The organism is Ensifer adhaerens (assembly GCF_002940685.1).
GTDB lineage: Bacteria > Pseudomonadota > Alphaproteobacteria > Rhizobiales > Rhizobiaceae > Ensifer > Ensifer adhaerens_E.
In genome coordinates this window covers 57,809-80,119 of record NZ_PNFP01000006.1, presented here as the reverse complement: position 1 = coordinate 80,119, position 22,311 = coordinate 57,809, and the positions used below count along the sequence as shown (strand labels likewise).

The following is a 22,311-nucleotide window of genomic DNA, read 5'->3' as shown; positions in this document are numbered from 1 at the left end:
TTTTGCTGTCGCATCAAGTACTAACGCCTGGAACATCAGCCGGGTAGGGGCGAAGCAAGGACGCAGCGTTTCCGCGCGACGATCAATCTCCAGGAGCTTCCTTCACGCCTACGGCTGGGCGCTCCGGCGCCTCAGTCGGCGTCCAGCGGCTCCACGCCCTGCGGCTTGCCGGCGCGGTCGAGGCGGATCTTCTCGATGCGGTCTTCGGCTGCCTTCAACAGCGCCTCGCAATGCTTCTTCAGCGCTTCGCCGCGCTCGTAGATCTCGATCGACTTGTCGAGGGCGACATCGCCGCGCTCCAGCGCCGAGACGATCCGCTCCAGTTCCTCGACGGCCTGCTCGAAGGAGAGGGCGGAAACGTCCGGTTGCGTCGTGGTGTTCATGCTTACCCTCTCATCAGTCTCAAAATGTGCAGGCCGGCCGATTCGGCCAGACCCTGAAGGTCATAGCCGCCTTCGAGCAGGCTGACCATGCGGTTGCCGGCGCTGCGATCGGCGATCTCGTGCAGGCGACCGGTCGCCCAGTCGAAATCCTCGGCGACAAGATTGATCTGCGCCAGCGGATCGCGGTGATGGGCGTCGAAGCCGGCGGAGATCAGGATGAAATCCGGGCGGAAGTTGGTGAGCGCCGAAAGCACGCGGCTGCGGAACGCCTCGCGGAAATGGTCGCTGCCCATGTTCGGCGACAGCGGCGCGTTGACGATGTTGCCCTTGATGCCCGTCTCGTCCTTGGCGCCGGTGCCGGGATAGAGCGGCATCTGATGGGTCGAGCAGAAGAGCACCGAGGGGTCGTCCCAGAAGATGTCCTGCGTGCCGTTGCCATGGTGCACGTCCCAGTCGACGATCGCGACGCGTTCTGCGCCGTGGACCTTCTGGGCATAGCGCGCGGCGATCGCCACAGTGTTGAAGAGACAGAAGCCCATCGCCTTGTTCTTCTCGGCGTGGTGCCCCGGCGGCCGCGCCGCGACGAAGGCGTTGTCGGTTTCGCCGGTAAAGACGGCGTCGACCGCAGCGGTCGCCCCGCCGATCCCGGTCAGCGCCGCGTCGAGGCTCAAGGGGCTGGCATAGGTATCCGCCTCGAAATGGTTGAGCCCTTCCTCGGGAATGGCGCGCTTGACGTCACGCAGGTGCTCTTCCGGGTGGGCAAGCAACACGAGGTCTTCGCTTCCCTTTTTCGCTTCGATCCGCTTGAGGTCGGCGAAGTTCGGATGCTCGAGCGCGAGGTTCAGCGCCTTCAGCCGGTCCGGCCGTTCGGGATGCCCCTCCGGAACCTCGTGTTCCAGAAAGACCGGATTTTCATAGAGGAACGTGGTCATGGCGCAAACCTAGTGCGCCCACCCCTGAAGGTCCATGCTGACGCCGCCGAAAGGCGGAATTTTCAACAACGCGGATCGATGAGCAGCTTGCCGTCGCGGCGCGGATCCGCCTGGTGCGCGAGCGCCGCGTCGAGCTGGCTTAGCGGATAGATCTCGGCGATCCTGCCCGAAAACAGGCCGCTTCTGAGGCCGTCGAAACTTCTCGCAAAGGCCGCTTCGATCGCCGCGCGCCCTGCCGAATGCACCCAGGTCCGCAACCACAGGAAGGAGAAGCGGATGTCCGGCCGTGTCTGGATCGCCGCCTGCGGCACCGGCACGCCGCTAAGCGCGCCATACTGGATGAAGGCGCCGCCGGGTTCGAGCGTGCGCAGGATGAGATCGCCAGCGAAGGGACCACCGACGGCATCGATGATCGCATCGAGGCGAAGCTGCGGCATACGGTCCTCGTCGCCGAGCACGACCCGACCGGGAACCTCGGTCGCAAGCCGGTCCGCGCTACGCTCGCTGCGAACGATGCCGGTGGCATCGGCGCCTTCGCCGGCCAGAAGCTTCATCAGCATGCCGCCGATGGCCGATCTCGCCGCGGTGACGCCGATGCGACGCCGGTCAAGCGAGCCGAAATGCGCGCGCAGTGCCTCGATCAGTTGCAGCGCCGTCAGGGGGTTGACGTAGCAGGTTGCCGCATCGGTCTCGCCGATGTCGTCGGGCAGGGTGAAGCACCATGCGGCCGGCCTGATCAGATACTCCTGCCACAGGCCGCTGGCGCCGATCGGCACGACACGGTCGCCGGGCTTCAGCGCCGCCACGCCGGTGCCGACGCGCGTCACCGTGCCGAAGCCCTCGAAGCCCGGCACGAAGGGCAGCGTGGTGCGGGCGCTGTAGGCGCCTGTCACCGGGATCAGATCGGACGGGTTGATTGAGGCGAGCGACAACGCCACTTCGACTTCGCCGGGGCCGGGCGCCACGCGGTCCGCTTCCACCAGCGCAATCACTTGCCGGGGATCGCCGAACTGGCTAACGAGGGTGGAGCGCATCGTCAGGGAGCCTCGCATGGACGGCAGGGAGCTGGAGAACGTCACGGAAATCCGTGTTCCGTTTCGCGATATAGACATGCACGGCCATATGCACAATGCCGCCTATTATGCCCATGCGGAGGCTGCGCTCTCCAGCCTCTGGCGCCATCGCCCGCATGTGGTGAACGAGCCGAGCTATCTCGTGCGCCGCTCGGCCTGTGTCTATCACCGGGGCCTGCGCTATGACGAGCCGGCCCGTTTCACCGTCAACGTCGCGAAGGTCGGCGGCAGCTCGATCAGCTTTGCCGTGAAGGTCGAAGCCCGCGGGCAGCTCGCGGCGGAAGTCGAGGTCGTCTGGGTCGCAGTCGATCCGCAACGCCATACGCCGTTGCCGGTGCCGACGGCGACGCGAGAGTGGCTGGCGGCCTATTCTGTTTAGCCAAAGCAATTCCAGGAAAAGTGCGAAGCGGTTTTCCGCCCGGAATTGCGTGCCTTCGAGAGCAATTCCAGGAAAAGTGCGAAGCGGTTTTCCGCCCGGAATTGCGCCGCTTAAACCGCACGAAACAGCGCGACGATGCCCATGCCGCCGCCGACGCCCATCATTGCCAGCCCTTCCGCGCCGGCAGGGGCGTCTATCATCTGCGAGAACAGCCGGACCGTGAGGATCGCCCCGGAGGCACCGTAGGGATGGCCGAGCGCGATGGCGCCGCCGTCGCGGTTGACTCTCTCCGCGCGAATGTCCAACTGGTCGAGACTGCCGAGAACCTGCGAGGCGAAGGCTTCGTTGAATTCGATGAAATCGACCTTCGCCGGGTCGAGCGCGGGTTGCCGCGCTTTCAGCTTCTGCATTGCCGGAACCGGGCCGAGGCCGAGCAGATTGGGATCGACGCCGGCGGTCGCCGCGTCGACGAATTCGAGCGCGAAGGCAACGCCACGCAGCTGCGCCTCGGCAAGGCTCGTCACCAGCACCACCGCCGCGCCGTCGTTGATCGGGCAGGCGTTGCCGGCGGTCACCGTGCCGCCCTCGACGAAGACCGGCTTCAGCCGCTGCAGCGTTTCCATCGAGGCATTGGCGCGGGGGCATTCGTCTTGCAGGACGGGGCCCGCCGCCGTTTCGATCGGCACGATTTCGCGGGAAAAGCGGCCGGCAAGTGCGGCCTCGACCGCGCGGCGATGGCTTTGAAGGGCAAAGGCATCCTGCCGCTCGCGAGAGATGCCACAGGCGCTCGCGACGTTTTCGGCGGCAACGCCCATGTCCGGATCACCGATCTCGTCGGGCGCCATGCGGGCGCGTTTGACCGGCGCGAGCTCGCCGCCGCGTTCCAGCGGCGGCCTCAGGCGGACATGGGCGCGGCTGGCGCTCTCCGTGCCGCCGGCAAGATAGAAGCGGCCGGCACCTGCCTGGATCATGCGCGCGGCAAGGGTGATCGCCTCCAGGCCGGAGCCGCATTGGCGGTCGACAGTGACACCCGGCGTCGAGACGGGCAGGCCGGCTTCGAGGGCTGCGAGCCGGGCGAGATTGCCGGCGCTGTTGGCGGCATTGCCGAGGATGACGTCGTCGATCTCGCTCGCCTCCAGCATTGCATCGGCGAGAATGCGGGCGATCAGGGGTGCCGCGAGTTGTGAGGGCTCGATGTCCCGAAGCACGCCGTTGACCCGGCCGATCGGCGTCCGCAAGGCCGCGATGATGACCGGTACCCGTGTCGGGTCAGTCGATGAGTTCGAGGACATCGTTTCCATCCGCGATCCATTGCCTGAGGGTGCCCGCCGCCACCTTGCCCGACTGCGTCATCGGCATGTTCAGGCAAAGCCAGATGCGACGCGGATGCTTGTAACGCGGCAGATGGGCGGCGAGATGACGGTCGAGCGCTTTCCGATCAAATTCATTGCTCTCCGGCTCGATGACGGCGACGAGTTCGCTGCCGAGATCCGGATGGTCGAGGCCAAGGACGAGGGCTGCATGCACGCCGGCATCGGCAACGAGCACCGCTTCCACCTCCTGCGGGTAGATGTTGTTGCCGCCCGACAGCACCATGCCGCCAGCACGGCCAAGCAGATGCAGGGTGCTGTCCTGATCGAGGAAACCGAGATCGCCGACGGTCGCCAGCGATCCGAGACGACGAAAGCCGGCGCCATCCGCGCTGCCGACATAGCCGTCGGAGATGAGCGTGCTGCCGACGAAGATCGTGCCAGTCTCGCCGGTCGGCATTTCGCGCCCGTTGTCGTCGCGAACGCTGAGCGTGACGCCCGGAAAAGCCCGGCCGACAGCCGTTGCCGAAGCGGTGTCGGTGTTGGTTGCGACGCTGACGAAGCCCAGTTCCGAGGCGCCGTAATATTCGATGACATCCGCCTTCGGGAAGGCGCGGGCAGCGCTGGCACGGTCGCTCGCCGTCAGCTTGGCGCCGGCGACGGTGATCTGCGTGACCGATGTTTGCGGCCGGCTGGCGGCTGCCGTGCAGAGCCGCCGCAACATCGTCGGCACCAGCACCAGGCGCTGAACCTCTTTCGTCTCGATGATGGATATCGCCCCAGTCGCCTCGAAATGCGCGGCCCCGATGAACTCGGCGCCGGCAACGAGCGTTTCGGCAAGCGCATAGAGCGTCAGCCCGTGCGCGAGAGGACCGGGGGCAAAGGTGCGGGTGTTGCTGTCGATGCCGAAGAAGCGTTCGCCCGTCGCGAGACTTCTCCGCCACGAGCCGCGATCGCGGATGATCGCCTTTGGCGTTCCCGTCGTGCCCGAGGTGAAGACGACCAGAAACGGCTCCCTGTCATTTCCGATTGCGAGCCGCACGCGCTCGCCGGCATCGCTCTCATCGAAGGACCGGGTCTCGCCGCTTGCCGGGGCATGGAGAACAAGTCCGTCGCTGTTGGCGCTGACGATAATGTCGGGAGACAGGCAGTCGCGCATCGTCCGGCGTGTCGCTTCCGGCAGATGCGGGTCGATCAGCGCGACACAGTTGCCGCCGCTGGTGGCGGCAAGGAAGGCGGCGGCGAAGAGCGGATGATTGCCAGCCTCCAGTGCGATCAGGCGCGCCCCGTCGCCAAGCACGCTGCGGCGCTCATGGTTTCCGGCCAAATCCTCGAACAAGGCGGCAAGCCTGCCGGCGATGCGCGCGAGTTCACCGAAAGTGAAAACCCGGCCGTCGATTTGGAAGGCCGGGGCATGCGGATGTTCGTCCGCGTGGCGATGGATCGCGGCGCCAAACGGCATCGGTTCAGGCGCGGGCCGGCAGCAGCGGATAGCCGGCGTAGACGGCGCGTGCGGCAAGTGTCGCGATCGCAGCCTTGAGCAGGTCGCCCGGGATGAAGGCGAGCGAACCGGTTGCGACCGTCAGGAGCGGCGTACCGGTAACGGCCGAGACCCAGGGCATGCCGATCGCATAGAGCACGACGATGCCGCCGAGGACGGAGGCGAGGAAGAAGCCGATGAACTGGCGCGTTTCCGCCTGGCCTTCGCGCACCGTGCGCTCGGCGATCAGGCCGGTGACGAAGGTGGCGACGACCCAGCCGATGATGAAGCCGCCCGACGGGCCGGCAAGGACGGCAAGGCCACCGCGGCCGCCCGAAAGCACCGGCAGGCCGATGGCGACCAAAAGCAGGAACAGGAGGAAGGCGAGCGCGCCGCGCTTGGCGCCGAGAATGCAGCCGGCAAGCATGACGCCCATGGACTGCGCCGTGATCGGGACCGGAATGAATCCGAGCGTGATCGGCGGGATGAGGCCGAGCACGACGACGATCGCGGCGAAGAGGGCGATGAGGACGAGATCTCTGGTATTCATGAAGTTCCGGTTCCCTGTCTATTAGAATTTTCGCATCTATTGACGGCGAAATCCACGCGCGTCAATCGCCGCCGCAATGGTATCGGCGTCCTTGAGCGTCAGGATGATCAGCGGCCCGATGATGGTCAACGGCCTCACGGGCAGTCCGCGGGCGCGATGCGCCTCGCGGATCGCCTCATAGCGCGCAAAGATATCGGGGACGAAGCGCAGGACCAGCCCGAGCGCCAGGCTGACATCGGCCGCCTTCAGCCATCCAAGCCGTTCGAGCGGCAGCAAGAGGATCGCGATCTCGTCCATGAAGGCGCTGATCGTCGTCGTCGCGGTGACGGCGGCTGCAAACAGCACCAGCGCCATCAGCCGTAAGGTCAAGGTCGCGACCTCGGCAACGGACAGGTAGAAGAGATTGACGGCGGCCAGGAAGAAGATCGTCAGGAACACGAATCCGACGCGCTTCAGCGCCTCTTTCAGTGAGAGACCGACGGAGAGATAGAGGGCGGCGGCAATCACAAAGGCGATCGCCTGAACCGCGAGCGAGGCACTGAGAAAAAGGCCGACACTCAGCACGACGAGCGCAACGAGTTTCGCCCTGACCGGCAGCCGGTGCATGAAGCTGTCACCCTCGATGTGCAGGCTCGTCAGCATCCGGCGATCTCGTGGTAATGGCGGATGGTCTCGCCTGGATTGCCGTCAGCAGCAAGCCGGCCCTCGTTAAAGAGCAACAGCCGATCGACATGTTCGACGAGCCCGAGATCGTGGGTGATGACGACCGTGTCTTCGGGCAGGTCGTCGATCGCGGCGGCGACGCGGCGGCGGTTCTTGAGGTCGAGCTGGTTCGTCGGCTCGTCGAGGATCAGGATCTTCGGATCGGTGACGACGACGCTCGCCATGGCGACGAGCTGGGTCTCGCCGCCCGAAAGCTCATGCACGCGGCGTCTTGCCAGGTGCTCGATGCCGAAGCGCGAGAGTGCCGCCTGCATGCGGCGGTCGATCTCGTCGCGGGCAAGGCCGCGGTTCTTCAGGCCGAAGGCGATGTCCTCGGCGACGATGGGCATGATCAGCTGGTGCTGCGGGTTCTGGAAGATGAAGCCGGCCTCCGAAAGCACGGCGCGATCATCTTTGACGGTATCGAGGCCGTTGACCGTGACGTGGCCGGAGGAGGGTTTGACCAGACCGTTGATCAATCGGGCGAAGGTCGTCTTGCCCGAACCGTTGAGGCCGATGATGCCGATGCGCTTTTCGTTGAGGGTGAGCGTCAGGGGGTGCAAAGCCACCCGCTCGCCGAAGCGGACCGCGCAATCGGTAAAGCGGATGTCCATTCCGTTCCTCGTCATCTTCGGTCTGCGCCATTTTCGCGTTGCTCTATAGGCCAAGAGCGCCAACTAGGGCAATGCGGTCCGGGGACCGATGCTCTATTTGAATTATGGGAATAAAAGCCTATTCTTCTGGCCATGACGATTCGCCTCTCCAACAGCGACGCCCGTCGCATCTTCCTCGCCAAGCAGGGCCTTTCAGGCGCGCCCAACCGCGCGCTCGGCAAGGAAGGACTGCTGAAGCTCATCCATGACATCGGCTTCGTGCAGGTCGACAGCATCTCAACGGTGGAGCGCGCCCATCACCAGATCCTGTTTTCCCGCAACCAGACCTATCGCCGCGAACATCTGACGGCGCTGCTGGAGGATGACCGCGACCTGTTCGAACATTGGACGCACGACGCCTCGATCATCCCAAGCAGCTTCTTCCGCTACTGGAAGCACCGCTTCAAGTGGGAAGGCGAGACGATCGTGGAGCGCTGGAAGGCGTGGCGTGGCGAAGGCTTCGAGAAGGGCTGCGACGACACCTATCAGCGCATCGCCGAGGGCGGCCCGGTGCTCGCCCGCGATCTGAAGGAAGCCGAGCACGAATCCGGCGGCTGGTGGAACTGGCATCCGTCGAAGACGGCGCTGGAAGTGTTGTGGCGGACCGGCAAGCTGGCGATCGCAAGGCGGGAGAACTTCCAGAAGGTCTACGACCTCACGGAAAGGGTGATCCCGTCGCATCACCACGAGGGCGATGTCAGCCACCCGGAATTCGTTGACTGGGCCTGCCGCAGCGCGCTGGAGCGACTGGGGTTTGCCACCCATGGCGAGATCGCCGCCTTCTGGGACCTTGTGTCGCCCGAAGAGGCCAAGACCTGGGTGGCCGAGCATCGCGGCGAGCTTGTGGAGGTGCAGATCGAAGCGATCGATGGCGGGCGGCCGCGTCTGGCCTATGCCTTTGCCGGCTTTCCGGGAACGCTTGGTGACATCCCCGAGCCGCCCGGCCGGGTGCGGGTCCTCAGCCCATTCGATCCGCTCCTGCGCGACCGCAACCGCACGGAGCGTCTGTTCGGGTTCTACTACCGTATCGAGATCTTCGTGCCGGAGGCCAAGCGCGAATACGGCTACTACGTCTTTCCATTGATCGAGGGCGACCGGCTGATCGGCCGCATCGACATGAAGGCCGACCGCAAGCGCGGCAGCCTCGATGTCCGCAGGCTCTGGCTCGAAAAGGGTGTCAGGGCATCGGCCGGCCGCCTGGAGCGCATCGATGCCGAGCTTGAGCGGGTCGCCCGCTTTGCCGGCGTCGAAAAGGTGGAGCACCTCGACGGGTGGAACGCGTCGCTGTAGCGACCTGCGCCGCTGCAGGTCTCCGTCGATCGATGAGGATCGAGGAAACATGCGGCCTGTGATATTTTCCTTGGCTTGAACCCGCCGCCTTCCTAAATGGAGGCGATAGAAATTCCTGACGCGGGAGCGTGCCAATATGAACACCGATCTGATGAGCCTCTTCGATGCCGACGAGGCAGCGATCCGCAAGGTTCTCTCGGAGACGCTTGCCGGTGCCGACGACGGCGAACTGTTTCTCGAACATGCCCAGGCCGAGGTGCTGTCCTTCGACAACGGGCGCCTGAAGGGCGGCAGCTTCGACACCGACCAGGGCTTTGGCCTGCGTGCCGTTGCCGGCGAAGCGGTCGGCTACGCCCATTCCGGCGAGCTTTCCCTGTCGGCGCTTCGCCGCGCTTCCGACGCGGTGGCGCAGGTGACGCGCGGCTATGCCGGCTCCTATGCCGCAGCCCCGCAGCGCACCAACAAGAAGCTCTATGGCGACGAGAACCCGATCGGCGAGCCAAGCTTCGAGGCGAAGGTCGCTCTGCTCCAGGAAATCGACGCCTATCTGCGCGCCAAGGATCCGAAGGTCCGCCAGGTGACGGCGACCATCGCCGCAAGCTGGCAGGTCGTCGATATCCTTCGAGCCGACGGCCATCGGGTGCATGACATCCGCCCGATGACCCGCATCAACATCTCCGTCGTCACCGGCGAAGGCGACCGCCAGGAAAGCGGCTCCTTCGGCACCGGCGGACGCCGTGGCTTCGGCGACTTCGTTACCCAAGAAAACTGGAAGATCGGCGCCGACGAGGCGCTGCGCCAGGCGCTCGTCAATCTCGAGGCGATCGATGCGCCGGCCGGCACCATGGACGTGGTGCTTGCCTCCGGCTGGCCGGGCGTCATGCTGCACGAAGCCGTTGGTCATGGGCTGGAAGGCGATTTCAACCGCAAGAAGACCTCGGCCTTCGCCGGCCTGATGGGCGAGCAGGTGGCCGCGAAAGGCGTGACCGTCGTCGACGACGGCACCATCGAGGCGCGCCGTGGTTCCATTTCGATCGACGACGAAGGCACGCCGTCCGGCTACAACGTGCTGATCGAGGACGGCAAGCTCGTCGGCTACATGCAGGACCGGCAGAACGCGCGGCTGATGGGTATGCAGCCGACCGGCAACGGCCGCCGCCAGGGTTATGCCCATGTGCCGATGCCGCGCATGACCAACACCTACATGCTCTCGGGCGACAAAACGCCGGACGAAATCATCGCCTCGGTGAAGAAAGGCATCTATGCCGTTTCCTTCGGCGGCGGCCAGGTGGACATCACCTCGGGCAAGTTCGTCTTCGGCTGCACCGAGGCCTACCTGATCGAAAACGGCACGATCGGCGCACCGGTGAAGGGGGCCATGCTGATCGGTAACGGCCCGGATGCGATGAAGCGCGTGACCATGGTCGGCAACGACACCAAGCTCGACACCGGCATCGGCAATTGCGGCAAGGCCGGGCAGTGGGTGCCGGTCGGTGTCGGCCAGCCGCACCTGCGCATGGATCAGATCACGGTGGGCGGCACGCAGGCGTAAGATTGGATGGCGGTCTTCAAGCTCTCGTTTCTGTCGCCGGAGACCAACACGCCAAGCCACGAACTCAGGTTCGACGGGGATGCGGGCGAGATTGCTCGGGCGCTGGGGCTGCGGGACGCCGTTGTTCCAGACCATGCGTACTACCGGCTGGATCGCAAGGGTCTGACGATCCTGTCGTCGGTGTTCGGGTTCGCCTTGCCCGCGTCCGACGAAGAGGCTCTGCTTCGACGGCCACACGCAATCGATACGACCCCTTACCTGGTTCACACCAACTATGAGCTTCCGCTGATGCTTGAAGGGCGAAAACCCTTTGCATTCTTCAGCGATGATCCTAAATCCCCTATTCTTGCGGAAACGCGAGCGCTGTTTGCACCGCACGTGGACGCGGGAACCTTCCTTCTCGATACCTTCGAGTTATCGAGGATGTGTCCGACGACAACAGGGGGCGAGAAAGAGCAGCGCATCATTTATCTCGCCTATGCGCTGCCGGGTGAAAGGTGGCGTTTCGAGCGCTTCAGGCAGCGCTGCCACCGGCTTTTTAACAACTGGCGCCCATGGACTGACGAAGACGAGCGCGAGGAAGGACTGCTTCTTGGCTACACCGAGGAGCAATGCGACTGGTGGCTTGAAAACCGCTTCCGTAAACCCGTCACCGAAGCCTGATTGACGCCGGACTGAGCGACGTCAGCCGCGTGACGGCAGCATCATGCAATCATAGGAGCGCCGCTTGAGGGCGTCGCAGGCGGCGGCGGCAGCGTCGCGGTCTGAAAAGCCGACGAAGCGGGCGCGGTAGATCGCCTTGGCACCCTTGCCGACCGCTTCGGTGTAGGGCTTGGCGCCTGCGAGCGGAGCGCCGGCTTCAGAGCGGGCCTGCTCAAGCAGCATGCGTGCGGCCTCGGCCGAAGGGGCCGCAGAAATCTGGATCTGCCAGCCGCCGCTGGCAGCCGGCACCGCGGCCGTCGTTTCAATTTCAGCCAATTCGGTGGGGCGTTCGGCCGGGATCGCGGTGGTGGCCGTCGCCGCAATCAGCGCAGCAACGGAATCCTGTTTTGACTTCTGAGGGGCGGAGTAGGGCATCGGGACTTCTGACGTCGCGACCGCTGCCACTTCGACGGGGGCTTCGACCGCTTTGCCGCCGCGCGTCGACGCGACCAGTTGCCGGCCGCCCTTTGCCGCCTTGCCGACATGGCGGTCGAGGAGTGCTGCCATCTTGGCGTCGCGGCTGCGTGCCGTCTTGCCGCCGAGCACGACGCCGACCACCCGGCGATTGCCGTCTTTGACGGCGCTGACGAGGTTGAAGCCGGAAGCATTGGTATAGCCGGTCTTGATGCCGTCCATGCCATCGTAGCGGTACATCAGATTGTTATGCCCCCGCACCTTGCGTCCGCGGAAGTTGAAGCTCTCGGTCGCAAACAGCCGGTACTCCCTGGGGAAATCGCGCATCAGCGCAACGGCGAGCGTCGACATTTCGCGCGCCGTCGTCACTTGCTTGCTTGCCGGCAGACCGGAAGAATTGATGAAGACGGTCTTGCTCATGCCGAGCTGACGTGCCTTGGCGGTCATCATCCGGGCGAAATTCGCCTCGGAGCCACCCAACTTCTCGGCCATCGCGGCTGCCGCGTCGTTGCCGGAGCGCACGATCATGCCGAGCACCGCCTCGCGCACCGTGATCGTCATGCCGGACTTCAGGCCCAGGCGCATCGGCGGTTTGGCCGCCGCCGCCTTCGAAACCTTGATCTTGCTGTCCCAGGATAGCTTTCCGCTCTTCAGCGCCTCGAAGGCCATGTAGACCGTCATCATCTTCGTCAGGGATGCCGGATGGTTGAGCACATCAGGATTTTCCGCAGAAAGGACCTTGCCGGTGCGCGCGTCGAGCACCAGCGACGCGCTTCCGGCGACGGCCGTGGCGGTCCCGAGCGCCAGTGCAAAGGTCGCCAGCAGCAGGCAGCGCAAAGTTTTCATGTCGATCCCCGTCGAAGAGCGCCGTCGCCCAGGCGCAAAGCTGTTTCGTTTTGTGACAAGATCCGTGTCTTTGCTGCAACTTTAGGGCGGAATGTGGCGATTCGACCTTGTTTTCGGGGTTGTGGTAAATGGCCGATGAACGCTCTCCCCGTTCAACAAGGTTTAACGCCCTCGCCGTTAACTTTCCAGGCTCGTACGCTGCGGGAACCCGCGGGTCAGATTGGGGGCCGACCATCAAGAGCATGATCAGGACAATCGTCCGCCGCGCCGCGATCGCCGGCGGACTGGAAGTCGCCGGGGGGCTGAGCCGCGCCGGGCTGATGGCCGGTGCGCGCGGGCGGGGCGCGATCTTTACCCTGCACCATGTCCGGCCGAAACCTGCCCGTGCCTTCGATCCGAACGCGCATCTGGAGATCACGCCGGATTTCCTTGATGTCGCGCTGACGACGCTGAAGCGCGACGGCTATCGCTTCGTCGCGCTCGAACACTTGCCGGAGGCGTTGGCCACCAAAGGCGGACCGGTCGCCTGTTTTACCCTCGACGACGGCTACCGGAACAATCTCGAACATGCGCGGCCGATCTTCGAACGCCACCAGGCGCCATTCACGGTGTTTGTTGCTGGCGGCTTCGTCGATCGCACCCATACGCTTTGGTGGGAGACGCTTGCCGACCTGCTCGCAACGAACGAGACGCTGCGCTTTGACTTCGGCCGCGGTTTGGAGACACTGCACGTGTCTGCCACGGCACAACGACAGGCGGTCTTCAACCGCATCGCGGCTTTCATTCACAGCCATGACGAGGCGAAGGCGATCGCTTGCCTGAATGCCGCAGCGCTTGACCACGGCATCGATCCCCTGGCGATCACCGAACGGCTGACGCTGGATGAGGCTGGGTTGCGGCGCTTGGATGAAAGTCCTCTCGCAAGCCTCGGCGCCCACACGATCAGCCACCGGTCGGTCGCGCGTCTCACAGATGCCGAGGCGAGGCGGGAGATTGAGGAATCGCTGCGGCGCGTTGAGGCGATCACCGGAAGGCGGCCCCTGACCTTCGCCTATCCCTATGGCGACGCGCCGGCGGTATCCCCACGCGACCATGGTATCGCTGCCGACCTGGGTTTCACCCTGGCCGTCACCACTCAACCCGGCACGCTCGCCGCGTGGATGCAATCCGGCCTCCATGCGTTGCCGCGCATATCGCTGAACGGCCATTTCCAGCGTTCCCGCTACGTCTCGGCTCTGGCATCGGGCATCCCCTTCCGGCTGAAGACCGGTTAGAACGGACGAGTTGGTGCAGCCAGGCTCCGACGTCAATCGAAGACAAAAGCCATGAGAATGCTGTCCTGATAGACGCCGTCATGTTTCCAGTCGCGAAGGCGGCGGCCTTCGATCTGAAAACCGAACTGCGCGTAAAGCGCCCGGGCGGCGCTGTTTTCGTGAAGGAGCGACAACTCGAGGCGTTCCAATCCGCGTTCGCGCGCACGGTGCATGGCCATCTGCAGGAGACGGCTGCCGATCCCCTTGCCGCGATAGGCACGCAAGAGCCCCATGCCCAAGATCCCGACATGGGCTCGAACCGGTGAGGCATCCAGCCTGATATCGCACCAGCCGACGACTTTATCGTCGACCGCAACGATTTGCGGCGCCCGGGCGTGATGCAGGTCGGCCATGTATGCGGCAAAGCCGCCAAGGGGAGGGGCGTTCAGCCGGGAAAGCCACCGGCCCTCCTTCGCGACGTCATCGAGGCAATGGTGACAGCCGGCGATATCGTCGAGTGTCGCATCACGAACATCTACTGTCATCAAAAGCGCTCAACGGAAACGTTCAGCCCGGTCGGCAGAGGGCGCGGTTCAATCTCGGCCATGCGCATGGCCGAGTATTGGGTTTGCATCGGCGCCCGGCCCCTCAGAGGCAGGCGGCCGTATCTCAAGGGTACATGCGCACCTTTTCCCAGCCGCCTTCGGGTGTTTCGCGGCGAAACTCCATTCGGTCATGCAGCCGGAACGGGCGGTCGTGCCAGAACTCGATCGACGTCGGGCGGATGCGGAAGCCCGACCAGTAGCTCGGGCGCGGGATTTCGCCGAGCGCGTGGCGGGCCGTGTACTCGGCAACGGCCTTTTCGAGCGCGAAACGACCTTCAAGCGGCCGCGACTGCTTCGAAGCCCAGGCGCCGATGCGACTGCCGCGCGGGCGGCTCTTGAAATATTCGTCGGCCTCGGCGTCGGTGACGATCTCGACCGGGCCGCGCACGCGCACCTGCCGCCGCAGCGACTTCCAGTGGAAGCACATGGCCGCCTTGCGGGCACCAAGGATTTCCTGGCCCTTCTGACTTTCGAAATTCGTGTAGAAAACGAATCCGCGCTCGTCGAAGCCCTTCAGCAGCACCATGCGCACGTTCGGCAGTCCGTCCGCATCGACGGTTGCGAGCGCGACCGCGTTCGGGTCGTTGATCTCGCTGCCTTCCGCGTCCTTCAGCCATGTGCCAAACAGGGAAAAGGGTTCATTTGATTCGGTGAAGTCACCGCTTGTTAACTCATTCGCCGCCATATTGCGTTCCAATGCCGTGATGTCTGGCGCGGAAATGCTTCGGGATGAGCCCGACCGGTGTTTCCGCATCGAAAATGTCGGAGCCTGTATGTTGACCTTGTCGAGAAACGTGCGGCTCCAGCGAGTCTGACAGGATTGCCGTGCAAGACATAGCAAAGTGGATCGATGCCAAGAAGGGGTATTCCTTCGCCTTGCTGCGTAGCGCGGCAATTTGCCTGCCGGTCCTGGTGCTGTCCGGCTGCATGGGAGCTGGGCTTGACCTTTTCGGCAGCGGCGTCGACCGCACGGTTTCGACGGGCACCGTTCCCGTCGCCAAGACCTCCGATGGCCTTTCCGACGCAGTGATGGTTCGCAACGCCGTGACAACGGCCGAGCTCGGTGGCGGCACGATCAATCCGATCCCCTGGGCCAATGCGACCTCGGGCAGCGCCGGTGTCATCAGCAGCATCCAGGAAGACCGCGCGAGCGGCATGCTTTGCCGCCGCTTCACCACGACACGTCATTCCTACGAAGGCATCGCCAAGTTCGACGGCAGCACCTGCCAGGGTGGCGACGGGGCCTGGTATCTGACGAGCTTCGGCCCGCGCGCCTGAGATCAGGCGCGGAAATTCGCGATTAACCACGTTTCGGCAAATGCGCGCATGATGGCCGGCGATGCCGCCTCAATGGCCGCCGGCGGTCTCGTGGCTAACCACTATTTAGCAACTTCTCCGGATCATCGGCGTTCAATGGACGGGCGACGATGGCGCCTTCAATCGGGGCAATGGCGGGCGTCAGGGAGCGGTCGCCGATCAGAGAAGATGGTAGAACCCATGCGTGATCCCTATGTGATCCTCGGGGTCCGGCGCAACGCCGGGCAGGACGAAATCAAGGCGGCCTGGCGTTCGCTGGCAAAGGCCGTGCATCCGGACCATAACCAGGACGACCCAAGCGCCGCCGAGCGTTTTGCCGAGGCCGGCAAGGCCTATGAACTCCTGCGCGATCCGAAACTCAGAAGCCGCTATGACTATGCGCGCCGCGAGGCCGAGCTTCGCCGCATGGAGGCGATGAAGGCGAAGATGCGGCCTCAGGAAGAGGCGCCGGTCGACGCCGAGACCGCCGAGGACGCGATTTCGCAGATCTTCGGTGCGGAGGCCCGCACCAAGTCGGCCCGGCCATCGCCGCAGCCGACGCCGAAGCCATCACCCAAGCCGGCCCCGAAGCCGGCCGCGGCGGCGAAGGAGCCGGAACGGCCGGCACAGACCGCGGAAAGCAAGCCGGAACCGGCGCCCGAGCCGCAGCAGGAAGGTGCCGTCAGGACCGAGACGCCGCTCATGCAGCGCGCTGCGGCGCCGGCAGCCGAGCTCGTGGCGGCGATCGTCCGGCGCATCCGCGGCCGTGCGGCAAAGACCACTGAAAAGGTGCCGGACCTGCCCGTGGATCTCGCCGTCAGCATTGACGACCTGATCAACCGCCACCGCCTCACCGTCGAGCTTCCCGACGGCGAGAGCCTGAAGGTTCAAATTCCCCCGGGCGCCGTTGACGGCCAGACCATTCGCCTGGCGGAGCAGGGCTACCGGGTCACCGGCATGACGCGGGGCGACGTCGTCGTCACGCTCAGGGTCGACCAGGGCGGCACCTTCCGCACCCGCGGTCTCGATCTCATGACCACCTTGCCGATCGACCTGCAGGGCGCGGTTCTCGGCTGCGAGCAGGTTCTCGATACGCCAATCGGGCCGGTCACGGTGGTCGTGCCGGCCTGGTCCGGCTCGGACAAGGTCATCCGGCTTGCGGGCAGGGGGATGCCCGGGGCTTACGGGACTCATGGCGACCTGCTGGTCGAGCTGCGGCTGGTTCTGCCCGACGCGCCGGACGACAAAATTACCGACCTGATGAAGTCGCAACGGGACGGTCTCTATCTGTGAGAGGCCGTTTGTGACAGTTCGCTGACACACTGAAGCAATATTACGGGGACTAACAGTTCCTGATCTCAGCCGTGCTTGAACCACCCTTGCGGCTATGCCATAGGCAATTCTCGACATTTTGCCGCACCCGTTCTCGTGGGGCGTCTGTGACATTTTTGATCTTTGGCACCGGCGCCGGCCGATGCTGGAAATAGTATTGGGGACTTACCATGGCTCAGGCATCCGGTCTGATGAAGGGCAAGCGCGGCGTCATCATGGGCGTTGCAAACAACCGTTCCATCGCATGGGGCATTGCCAAGGCCATCCACGCGCAGGGTGGTGAAGTTGCGTTGACCTATCAAGGCGACGCGCTGAAGAAGCGTGTCGAGCCGCTGCTCGCTGAAATCGACGGCTTCCTGGCCGGCCACTGCGACGTCAGCGACGAAGCCACCATCGACGCCGTTTTTGATACGCTCGAGCAGAAGTGGGGCAAGATCGACTTCGTGGTGCACGCGATCGGTTTCTCCGACAAGGACGAACTGACCGGCCGCTACGTCGACACGACGCCCGACAACTTCGCCAAGACGATGCAGATCTCGGTCTACTCCTTCACCTCGGTTGCCCGTCGCGCTGAAAAGCTGATGACCGACGGCGGCTCGATGCTGACGCTGACCTACTACGGCGCCGAAAAGGTCATGCCGAACTACAACGTCATGGGTGTCGCCAAGGCGGCCCTCGAAGCCAGCGTCAAGTACCTGGCCGTTGACCTTGGCCCGAAGAACATCCGCGTCAACGCGATTTCCGCCGGCCCGATCAAGACGTTGGCAGCCTCCGGCATCGGCGACTTCCGCTATATCCTCAAGTGGAACGAGTACAACGCGCCGCTGCGCCGCACCGTCACCATCGAGGAAGTCGGCGACGTCGGCCTCTACATGCTCTCGGACCTTTCGCGCTCGGTTACCGGCGAAGTGCACCACGCCGACAGCGGCTATCATGTCGTCGGCATGAAGGCCGTGGACGCGCCCGATATCTCCGTGATCAAGGACTGACCGAACCGTAGGGACCGGTTCGGCAGCCAGCTGCCCGGAGACACGTTGTGCTGATCTATGTGATCCGTCACGGACAGACCGACTGGAATGCCGAAAGCCGGCTCCAGGGGCAAAAGGATATCCCTTTGAATGATTTCGGTCGCCAGCAGGCGACCGGCAACGGCGCGGCGCTTGGAGGCATCCTCGGCGCCGATGCCCGGCATTTCGATTTCGTCGCCAGTCCGCTTGGCCGCACGCGCGAGACCATGGAGCGCGTCAGGTTGGCCATGGGCCTTGCGCCCGAGGCCTACCGGACCGACGAGCGGCTGAAGGAAGTTTCCTTCGGCGACTGGGAAGGGCATACGCTGCCCGAACTCAAGCGTTCGGCGCCCCAGAGGATCGCCGAGAGGCGTGCGGTGAAGTGGGATTTCATTCCGCCCGGCAAGGACGCCGAAAGCTACGAAATCCTGTCCTGGCGTATCGCCGCCTGGCTCAGGGACGTGACGAAGCCGACCGTCTGCGTCAGCCACGGCGGCGTCATTCGGGTGCTCTTCAAGCTTTTTGGCGAAATGGAAGCGGAGGAGGCCGCGACCGCGGCAATCCCGCAGGACCGCCTCCTGCGCATCTCCGGTAGTGCCATCGGCTGGGTCTGACGGATTGAAACGTGGCGAGGCGCGACGCGCTTCGCCTGGATGCCTGTGAGGCATCCGCAGAAAGTTCCAGGAATGTGAAAATCGGGTGGTCCGAATTGTGTAGCGGCCCGAGCGGCGGGCTGCCTTCCTACTGGACGATTTCGAGATCGTTGATGACCCGCTTGCCGTCCACTTCCGTATAGAAGACGAGAACCTTTACGCCGGCCTTCAGGCCTTCGAAGTTGAATTCCTCGGGCGCCTGATAGTTCTTGCCGTCATCGAGGGACAGGCTCAGGCGTTCGGTATCGACACCCGTAATGGTAGCTTCCACATCGGCGCTTTCGGCCAGGGCTGACAAGGGGGAGAGCAGGCCTGCGGTGGCCATGAGCGCGGCAATAACAAAACGCATTCTTCTTGCCCTCTTCAACGAAACTGCGAACATTCTTGTCACTCCCTTTGATCCCCGATTGTGGCAAAAATTGCCTTGCGACCTGGCTTTTGGCCGGGCAACCCCGCTTTTTTGATGGTCTGGCCGACGCGGAAAGACTGGACGGCGATACCATATTTTTCAAGCGGGTGAGGGCTTCCAACGGAACGATCGCGGCAAGGTTTCCCCATGAATTGTGGGGTTTTCCAAGGATTTGTGACGAAAGCCAATCTTAAGACTCGGCCGCTACCTTTGGTTGGGGACTGAGGGGAATACATTGAAAATCATTGACGTTCTGCGCCACCGTATTCGGGCGGCCGCCAGATTTGCGAGACCATCGCTCATACCGGCAGCGATTGCCGGCCTCGTCGTCTTTACAGGCGGGCACACTTACGAGCGGCAGAATCGGGAAAACTTCCAGAACGACCTCAGGATCGACGCGGAGAATGAGCTGAACCTCATCGCCAACCGGCTGCAATCGGAGGTAAACACCAACATCGCGGCGCTGAACGGCTTTGCCAACAGCATCGGCGTGCATCCGGCCATGACGCCTGACGATTTCACCGTCATGGCGACGAAGTTGCTTCTGCAGAATCCGCAGATGGCGCGGGCCTCGGCGGCGCCGGGCGGGGTGGTGCGGATCGCCTTTCCGCGCGAGAGTCAGCAATGGTTCGTCGGCAGCGATTTCAACAGATTCGGCGCCACGCGCCATGCCATCGAGCGAGCGTCGTCGACCGTGAGGCCGGTGATGATCGGGCCAATTCGCCTGCCGAGCGGCCGCAGCGGTTTCGAACTGTTCCTGCCGGTGTTCTCGAAAATCCAGGGACGCATGGAGCGCTGGGGCTATGTCGAGGCGATCATCGACGAGAAGGCGCTGTACCGTGCGGCGCGCCTGCTTGAAGCAGGCGGCGAGGCGCCGGAACTGGCGCGGGATCACCGCCACATCGACGTTCACCTGGCGATCCGCGACATTTCCGAACCGGAGCGCATACAGGATGCCTTCTATGGCGACGACGCTCTTTTTCGCGCCGCGCCGGTCACGCGCCGGCTCGAACTCGCAGGCGGTGTGTGGGAGCTTGCGGCCATGCCGGTCGGCGGATGGCGGCAGCTTCCCGAAAACAGCGGCTTCATCCAATTGGCAATCGCGGCCGCCGTCACCGTGGTAGTCATCCCGATCCTGCTGGCCGGCGGCCTCGTCAACGAACGGCAGCGCAACATCGCCAAGCTGAAGGCGCGGGAAGGGGAGGTGATGACGCTGTCCCACCGCCTGAACCTGGCGCTCGACGCGTCGAAGATCGGCATCTGGGAGATCGACGTCGAGACGCAGCAGCGCTCCTGGGACGACCGGATGTTCCATCTGCACGGACTGGAGGTTCACCTGGAGGAGCCGACATATGACGAGTGGCGGGCGACCGTGCACCCCGACGATGTCGGCATTGCCGCCAACGCGCTGTTCCGCAGCCTCGACGATGGGCTGGAGTATCGGTCGCAGTATCGTGTCGTCCTGTCGGACGGAAGCATACGTCACATCCGCAATGTCGGATCCAGCTACCGCGGGCCCGATGGTCGCGCCAAGGTCACCGGCATCAGCTGGGATGTCAGCGACGACGTGTTGAAGAATGAGCGGCTGAGTGCGGCCAAGGCGCAGGTCGACCAGCAGAACCACGAACTCGAACAGGCGCTGAAGGGGCTCTACGAACGCGAACAGGACCTCGAACTCCTGTCGCGGCGCCTCGATCTCGCGCTTGATTCCTATCGCTGCGGCATGTGGGAGGCGGATCTCGACAACAACGTCGCCTACTGGGACGAGCGCATGCACCAGCTCTATGGCCTGGTCTACTCCGACGGCGCTACGAACGAGGAAATATGGCTCACGACACTTCATCCCGATGATCGTCAGGTCGCTCTGGAAGCGGTCAACCGTGCCATTGCCGCGGACGAAACCTATGTGCATCAGGCCCGTGTCGTCCTGTCGAGCGGTGGTGTCCGCCATATTCGTTCGGTCGGCAAGCTGCATGTCGCGCCGGATGGCGCGCGCAAGTTCGTGGGGATGGCGCTCGATGTCACCGACGACGTGCTGATGACCGAGCAGTTGCGCGCGGCAAAGGCGATGGCGGATGCAAAGAACGCCGAACTGGAGCAGGCGCGCGTGCGCATCGAGCACAATGCGCTTCACGATCCGCTGACCGGCCTCGGCAATCGCCGCATGCTCGACAAGGCGCTGGAGCGCCTGACGACGACGGCCCACGGCGAGCGGGAGGATATCGCCATCCTCCACATCGATCTCGACAGGTTCAAGCAGATCAACGATACGCTCGGACATGCCGCCGGCGACGCCATGCTGGTCCATGCCTCCGAGATCCTGAGAGCCAACACATCGCCTGGCGATATCATCGCGCGCATCGGCGGCGATGAATTCGTCGTCGCCGTCACCGGTGCCGCGGGTGAAGCGGCACTCGCGGCGCGTTGCGATCGCATCATTGCGGCCATGCGCCAGCCGGTCGACTACAACGGATTTCCCTGTCGCTTCGGCGTCAGCATCGGCGTCGCTGTCGGGCAGGGGGCAGAGATCGACGCGCGCAAGCTGCTCGTCAATGCAGATATCGCGCTCTACCGCGCCAAGGAAGCCGGCCGTAACCGCTATCAGTTCTTCACCGAGGTGCTGCAGGCGGAAGTGGTGACCGCCAAGCGCATCGCCGACGAGATTCTGGAAGGCATCGAGCGGGACGAATTCGAGCCCTGGTACCAGCCGCAGTTCGATGCGACCACGCTTGCGCTTTGCGGCGTGGAAGCGCTGGTGCGCTGGCGGCACCCGCGCGAGGGCATCCTGACGCCGGACCGTTTCCTTGGGATCGCCGAGGAACTCAACGTCACCGCGGCGCTCGACCGCCTCGTTCTCGAGAAGTCCCTCAAGGATCATATGCTCTGGGCGGCCGCTGGCGTGCGGGTTCCCAAGATCTCGGTCAACGTGTCGGCCAAACGGCTTCAGGACGACGACCTGCTGCCTTCGCTTCAAGGTTTGAGCATCGCGCCCGGGCAGATTTGTTTCGAGCTGGTGGAATCGATCTTCCTCGATGAGAGCGACGATATCGTCGCCACCAACATCGAGGGCATCAAGAAGCTTGGCATCGACATCGAGCTCGACGATTTCGGCACCGGCCACACCTCGATCGTCAGCCTTCTGAAAATCAAGCCGAAGCGGCTGAAGATCGACCGCCAGCTCGTGGTTCCGGTCCTGAGCGCGCGCAGAGAACAGGCGCTGGTTCGTTCGATCATCGAGATCGCCCGCTCGCTCAACATCGAGACGGTCGCGGAAGGTGTCGAGACGATGGCGCATGCCGAAATGCTCGGAATCCTCGGCTGCGACGTCCTGCAGGGCTATGCCTTCGCAAGACCCTTGAGCGCCGAGAAGTTCCTGGCCTTTGCAACCGAACGTGGCCTGCGTCTGGCCTCTTGACGAATGCGACGGGGTCGGCAGGCGCAAAAGCCTTTCCCCGCCATCGGCTTTCCACTAAGAGAGGGCATCTAAGTA

General features: G+C 64.1%; 22 protein-coding genes. 10 read left to right on the top strand and 12 right to left on the bottom strand.

Annotated features, from left to right (window positions below; translation table 11 throughout):
• Nucleotides 1-131: 131 nt before the first annotated feature.
• The 3 genes from C1A35_RS13375 to C1A35_RS13365 all read right to left on the bottom strand — a co-directional run bounded on the left by C1A35_RS13375 (nt 132) and on the right by C1A35_RS13365 (nt 2,349).
• The gene (locus tag C1A35_RS13375) at nt 132-383 is read right to left on the bottom strand and encodes an exodeoxyribonuclease VII small subunit (RefSeq protein WP_043619815.1); all 252 of its coding nucleotides are present in this window, start codon (nt 381-383) and stop codon (nt 132-134) included.
• 2 nt (nt 384-385) lie between these two features.
• Nucleotides 386-1,315, bottom strand: a complete 930-nt coding sequence (locus C1A35_RS13370; protein WP_104664806.1) for a histone deacetylase family protein — start codon at nt 1,313-1,315, stop codon at nt 386-388.
• A 62-nt stretch (nt 1,316-1,377) separates the two neighbouring features.
• Nucleotides 1,378-2,349: a zinc-dependent alcohol dehydrogenase family protein gene (locus tag C1A35_RS13365; RefSeq protein WP_104664805.1), complete on the bottom strand. Its 972-nt coding sequence runs from the start codon at nt 2,347-2,349 to the stop codon at nt 1,378-1,380.
• Between the two features lie 16 nt (nt 2,350-2,365).
• On the opposite strand from C1A35_RS13365, the gene C1A35_RS13360 reads away from it, so the two are divergent.
• Nucleotides 2,366-2,767, top strand: coding sequence for an acyl-CoA thioesterase (locus C1A35_RS13360; RefSeq protein ID WP_104664804.1), 402 nt, complete (start codon nt 2,366-2,368; stop codon nt 2,765-2,767).
• 110 nt (nt 2,768-2,877) lie between these two features.
• On the opposite strand, the gene C1A35_RS13355 is transcribed toward C1A35_RS13360, so the two are convergent.
• The 5 genes from C1A35_RS13355 to C1A35_RS13335 are packed head-to-tail and all read right to left on the bottom strand — an operon-like array spanning nt 2,878 to nt 7,423.
• A complete protein-coding gene (locus C1A35_RS13355; protein ID WP_104664803.1) occupies nt 2,878-4,059 on the bottom strand; it encodes a thiolase family protein in 1,182 nt (393 codons plus the stop codon).
• Complete coding sequence (locus tag C1A35_RS13350; protein ID WP_104664802.1) at nt 4,037-5,539, bottom strand: AMP-binding protein; 1,503 nt, start codon at nt 5,537-5,539, stop codon at nt 4,037-4,039. Before C1A35_RS13350 ends, C1A35_RS13355 begins: the two co-directional genes overlap by 23 nt.
• A 4-nt stretch (nt 5,540-5,543) precedes the next feature.
• Nucleotides 5,544-6,107 (bottom strand): biotin transporter BioY, encoded by a 564-nt coding sequence (locus tag C1A35_RS13345; RefSeq protein WP_104664801.1) that lies wholly within the window; start codon nt 6,105-6,107, stop codon nt 5,544-5,546.
• A 36-nt stretch (nt 6,108-6,143) separates the two neighbouring features.
• A complete protein-coding gene (locus C1A35_RS13340; protein WP_104664800.1) occupies nt 6,144-6,749 on the bottom strand; it encodes an energy-coupling factor transporter transmembrane component T family protein in 606 nt (201 codons plus the stop codon).
• Entirely contained in the window at nt 6,743-7,423 is a 681-nt protein-coding gene (locus tag C1A35_RS13335) for an energy-coupling factor ABC transporter ATP-binding protein (protein ID WP_104664799.1), read from the bottom strand. The genes C1A35_RS13340 and C1A35_RS13335 overlap by 7 nt, the downstream gene beginning before the upstream one ends.
• Before the next feature lie 132 nt (nt 7,424-7,555).
• Between C1A35_RS13335 and C1A35_RS13330 the strand changes: the two genes are divergently transcribed.
• The 3 genes from C1A35_RS13330 to C1A35_RS13320 all read left to right on the top strand — a co-directional run bounded on the left by C1A35_RS13330 (nt 7,556) and on the right by C1A35_RS13320 (nt 10,967).
• The gene (locus tag C1A35_RS13330) at nt 7,556-8,752 is read left to right on the top strand and encodes a winged helix-turn-helix domain-containing protein (protein WP_104664798.1); all 1,197 of its coding nucleotides are present in this window, start codon (nt 7,556-7,558) and stop codon (nt 8,750-8,752) included.
• Nucleotides 8,753-8,888: 136 nt separating this feature from the next.
• Nucleotides 8,889-10,304: a metalloprotease TldD gene (gene tldD, locus C1A35_RS13325; RefSeq protein WP_104664797.1), complete on the top strand. Its 1,416-nt coding sequence runs from the start codon at nt 8,889-8,891 to the stop codon at nt 10,302-10,304.
• Nucleotides 10,305-10,310: 6 nt separating this feature from the next.
• Nucleotides 10,311-10,967 (top strand): hypothetical protein, encoded by a 657-nt coding sequence (locus C1A35_RS13320; RefSeq protein ID WP_104664796.1) that lies wholly within the window; start codon nt 10,311-10,313, stop codon nt 10,965-10,967.
• A gap of 21 nt (nt 10,968-10,988) precedes the next feature.
• Here the strand turns inward: C1A35_RS13320 and C1A35_RS13315 are convergent, their stop codons facing one another.
• The gene (locus tag C1A35_RS13315) at nt 10,989-12,266 is read right to left on the bottom strand and encodes a D-alanyl-D-alanine carboxypeptidase family protein (protein WP_104664795.1); all 1,278 of its coding nucleotides are present in this window, start codon (nt 12,264-12,266) and stop codon (nt 10,989-10,991) included.
• 242 nt (nt 12,267-12,508) lie between these two features.
• Between C1A35_RS13315 and C1A35_RS13310 the strand changes: the two genes are divergently transcribed.
• On the top strand, nt 12,509-13,540 hold the full coding sequence (locus C1A35_RS13310) for a polysaccharide deacetylase family protein (protein ID WP_104664794.1): 1,032 nt from the start codon (nt 12,509-12,511) through the stop codon (nt 13,538-13,540).
• Between the two features lie 32 nt (nt 13,541-13,572).
• On the opposite strand, the gene C1A35_RS13305 is transcribed toward C1A35_RS13310, so the two are convergent.
• Nucleotides 13,573-14,064: a GNAT family N-acetyltransferase gene (locus C1A35_RS13305; RefSeq protein WP_104664793.1), complete on the bottom strand. Its 492-nt coding sequence runs from the start codon at nt 14,062-14,064 to the stop codon at nt 13,573-13,575.
• A gap of 124 nt (nt 14,065-14,188) precedes the next feature.
• A complete protein-coding gene (gene pdxH, locus C1A35_RS13300) occupies nt 14,189-14,878 on the bottom strand; it encodes a pyridoxamine 5'-phosphate oxidase (RefSeq protein WP_104664792.1) in 690 nt (229 codons plus the stop codon).
• 71 nt (nt 14,879-14,949) lie between these two features.
• Here pdxH and C1A35_RS13295 point away from each other — a divergent pair, with 71 nt between their 5' ends.
• From C1A35_RS13295 to C1A35_RS13280, 4 genes are all read left to right on the top strand, one after another.
• On the top strand, nt 14,950-15,402 hold the full coding sequence (locus tag C1A35_RS13295) for an RT0821/Lpp0805 family surface protein (RefSeq protein WP_104664791.1): 453 nt from the start codon (nt 14,950-14,952) through the stop codon (nt 15,400-15,402).
• Between the two features lie 207 nt (nt 15,403-15,609).
• Nucleotides 15,610-16,713, top strand: a complete 1,104-nt coding sequence (locus C1A35_RS13290; RefSeq protein ID WP_104664790.1) for a DnaJ C-terminal domain-containing protein — start codon at nt 15,610-15,612, stop codon at nt 16,711-16,713.
• A gap of 209 nt (nt 16,714-16,922) precedes the next feature.
• Nucleotides 16,923-17,741 carry an enoyl-ACP reductase FabI gene (gene fabI, locus C1A35_RS13285; RefSeq protein ID WP_104664789.1) on the top strand — a complete coding sequence of 273 codons (819 nt, stop codon included), beginning with the start codon at nt 16,923-16,925 and terminating at the stop codon, nt 17,739-17,741.
• Nucleotides 17,742-17,788: 47 nt separating this feature from the next.
• Nucleotides 17,789-18,373: a histidine phosphatase family protein gene (locus C1A35_RS13280; RefSeq protein ID WP_104664788.1), complete on the top strand. Its 585-nt coding sequence runs from the start codon at nt 17,789-17,791 to the stop codon at nt 18,371-18,373.
• 127 nt (nt 18,374-18,500) lie between these two features.
• On the opposite strand, the gene C1A35_RS13275 is transcribed toward C1A35_RS13280, so the two are convergent.
• Nucleotides 18,501-18,761: a DUF1344 domain-containing protein gene (locus C1A35_RS13275; RefSeq protein WP_034801209.1), complete on the bottom strand. Its 261-nt coding sequence runs from the start codon at nt 18,759-18,761 to the stop codon at nt 18,501-18,503.
• Nucleotides 18,762-19,056: 295 nt separating this feature from the next.
• Here C1A35_RS13275 and C1A35_RS13270 point away from each other — a divergent pair, with 295 nt between their 5' ends.
• Nucleotides 19,057-22,236, top strand: a complete 3,180-nt coding sequence (locus C1A35_RS13270; protein WP_104664787.1) for a bifunctional diguanylate cyclase/phosphodiesterase — start codon at nt 19,057-19,059, stop codon at nt 22,234-22,236.
• Nucleotides 22,237-22,311 lie beyond the last annotated feature (75 nt).

What these genes read in the sequence shown, in the direction of transcription:
- C1A35_RS13375 (WP_043619815.1), bottom strand. Translation starts at nt 383, where the DNA reads ATGAACACCACGACGCAACCGGACGTTTCCGCCCTCTCCTTCGAGCAG.
- C1A35_RS13370 (WP_104664806.1), bottom strand. Translation starts at nt 1,315, where the DNA reads ATGACCACGTTCCTCTATGAAAATCCGGTCTTTCTGGAACACGAGGTT.
- C1A35_RS13365 (WP_104664805.1), bottom strand. Translation starts at nt 2,349, where the DNA reads ATGCGCTCCACCCTCGTTAGCCAGTTCGGCGATCCCCGGCAAGTGATT.
- C1A35_RS13360 (WP_104664804.1), top strand. Translation starts at nt 2,366, where the DNA reads ATGGACGGCAGGGAGCTGGAGAACGTCACGGAAATCCGTGTTCCGTTT.
- C1A35_RS13355 (WP_104664803.1), bottom strand. Translation starts at nt 4,059, where the DNA reads ATGTCCTCGAACTCATCGACTGACCCGACACGGGTACCGGTCATCATC.
- C1A35_RS13350 (WP_104664802.1), bottom strand. Translation starts at nt 5,539, where the DNA reads ATGCCGTTTGGCGCCGCGATCCATCGCCACGCGGACGAACATCCGCAT.
- C1A35_RS13345 (WP_104664801.1), bottom strand. Translation starts at nt 6,107, where the DNA reads ATGAATACCAGAGATCTCGTCCTCATCGCCCTCTTCGCCGCGATCGTC.
- C1A35_RS13340 (WP_104664800.1), bottom strand. Translation starts at nt 6,749, where the DNA reads ATGCTGACGAGCCTGCACATCGAGGGTGACAGCTTCATGCACCGGCTG.
- C1A35_RS13335 (WP_104664799.1), bottom strand. Translation starts at nt 7,423, where the DNA reads ATGGACATCCGCTTTACCGATTGCGCGGTCCGCTTCGGCGAGCGGGTG.
- C1A35_RS13330 (WP_104664798.1), top strand. Translation starts at nt 7,556, where the DNA reads ATGACGATTCGCCTCTCCAACAGCGACGCCCGTCGCATCTTCCTCGCC.
- tldD (WP_104664797.1), top strand. Translation starts at nt 8,889, where the DNA reads ATGAACACCGATCTGATGAGCCTCTTCGATGCCGACGAGGCAGCGATC.
- C1A35_RS13320 (WP_104664796.1), top strand. Translation starts at nt 10,311, where the DNA reads ATGGCGGTCTTCAAGCTCTCGTTTCTGTCGCCGGAGACCAACACGCCA.
- C1A35_RS13315 (WP_104664795.1), bottom strand. Translation starts at nt 12,266, where the DNA reads ATGAAAACTTTGCGCTGCCTGCTGCTGGCGACCTTTGCACTGGCGCTC.
- C1A35_RS13310 (WP_104664794.1), top strand. Translation starts at nt 12,509, where the DNA reads ATGATCAGGACAATCGTCCGCCGCGCCGCGATCGCCGGCGGACTGGAA.
- C1A35_RS13305 (WP_104664793.1), bottom strand. Translation starts at nt 14,064, where the DNA reads ATGACAGTAGATGTTCGTGATGCGACACTCGACGATATCGCCGGCTGT.
- pdxH (WP_104664792.1), bottom strand. Translation starts at nt 14,878, where the DNA reads ATGCGGAAACACCGGTCGGGCTCATCCCGAAGCATTTCCGCGCCAGAC.
- C1A35_RS13290 (WP_104664790.1), top strand. Translation starts at nt 15,610, where the DNA reads ATGGTAGAACCCATGCGTGATCCCTATGTGATCCTCGGGGTCCGGCGC.
- fabI (WP_104664789.1), top strand. Translation starts at nt 16,923, where the DNA reads ATGGCTCAGGCATCCGGTCTGATGAAGGGCAAGCGCGGCGTCATCATG.
- C1A35_RS13275 (WP_034801209.1), bottom strand. Translation starts at nt 18,761, where the DNA reads ATGCGTTTTGTTATTGCCGCGCTCATGGCCACCGCAGGCCTGCTCTCC.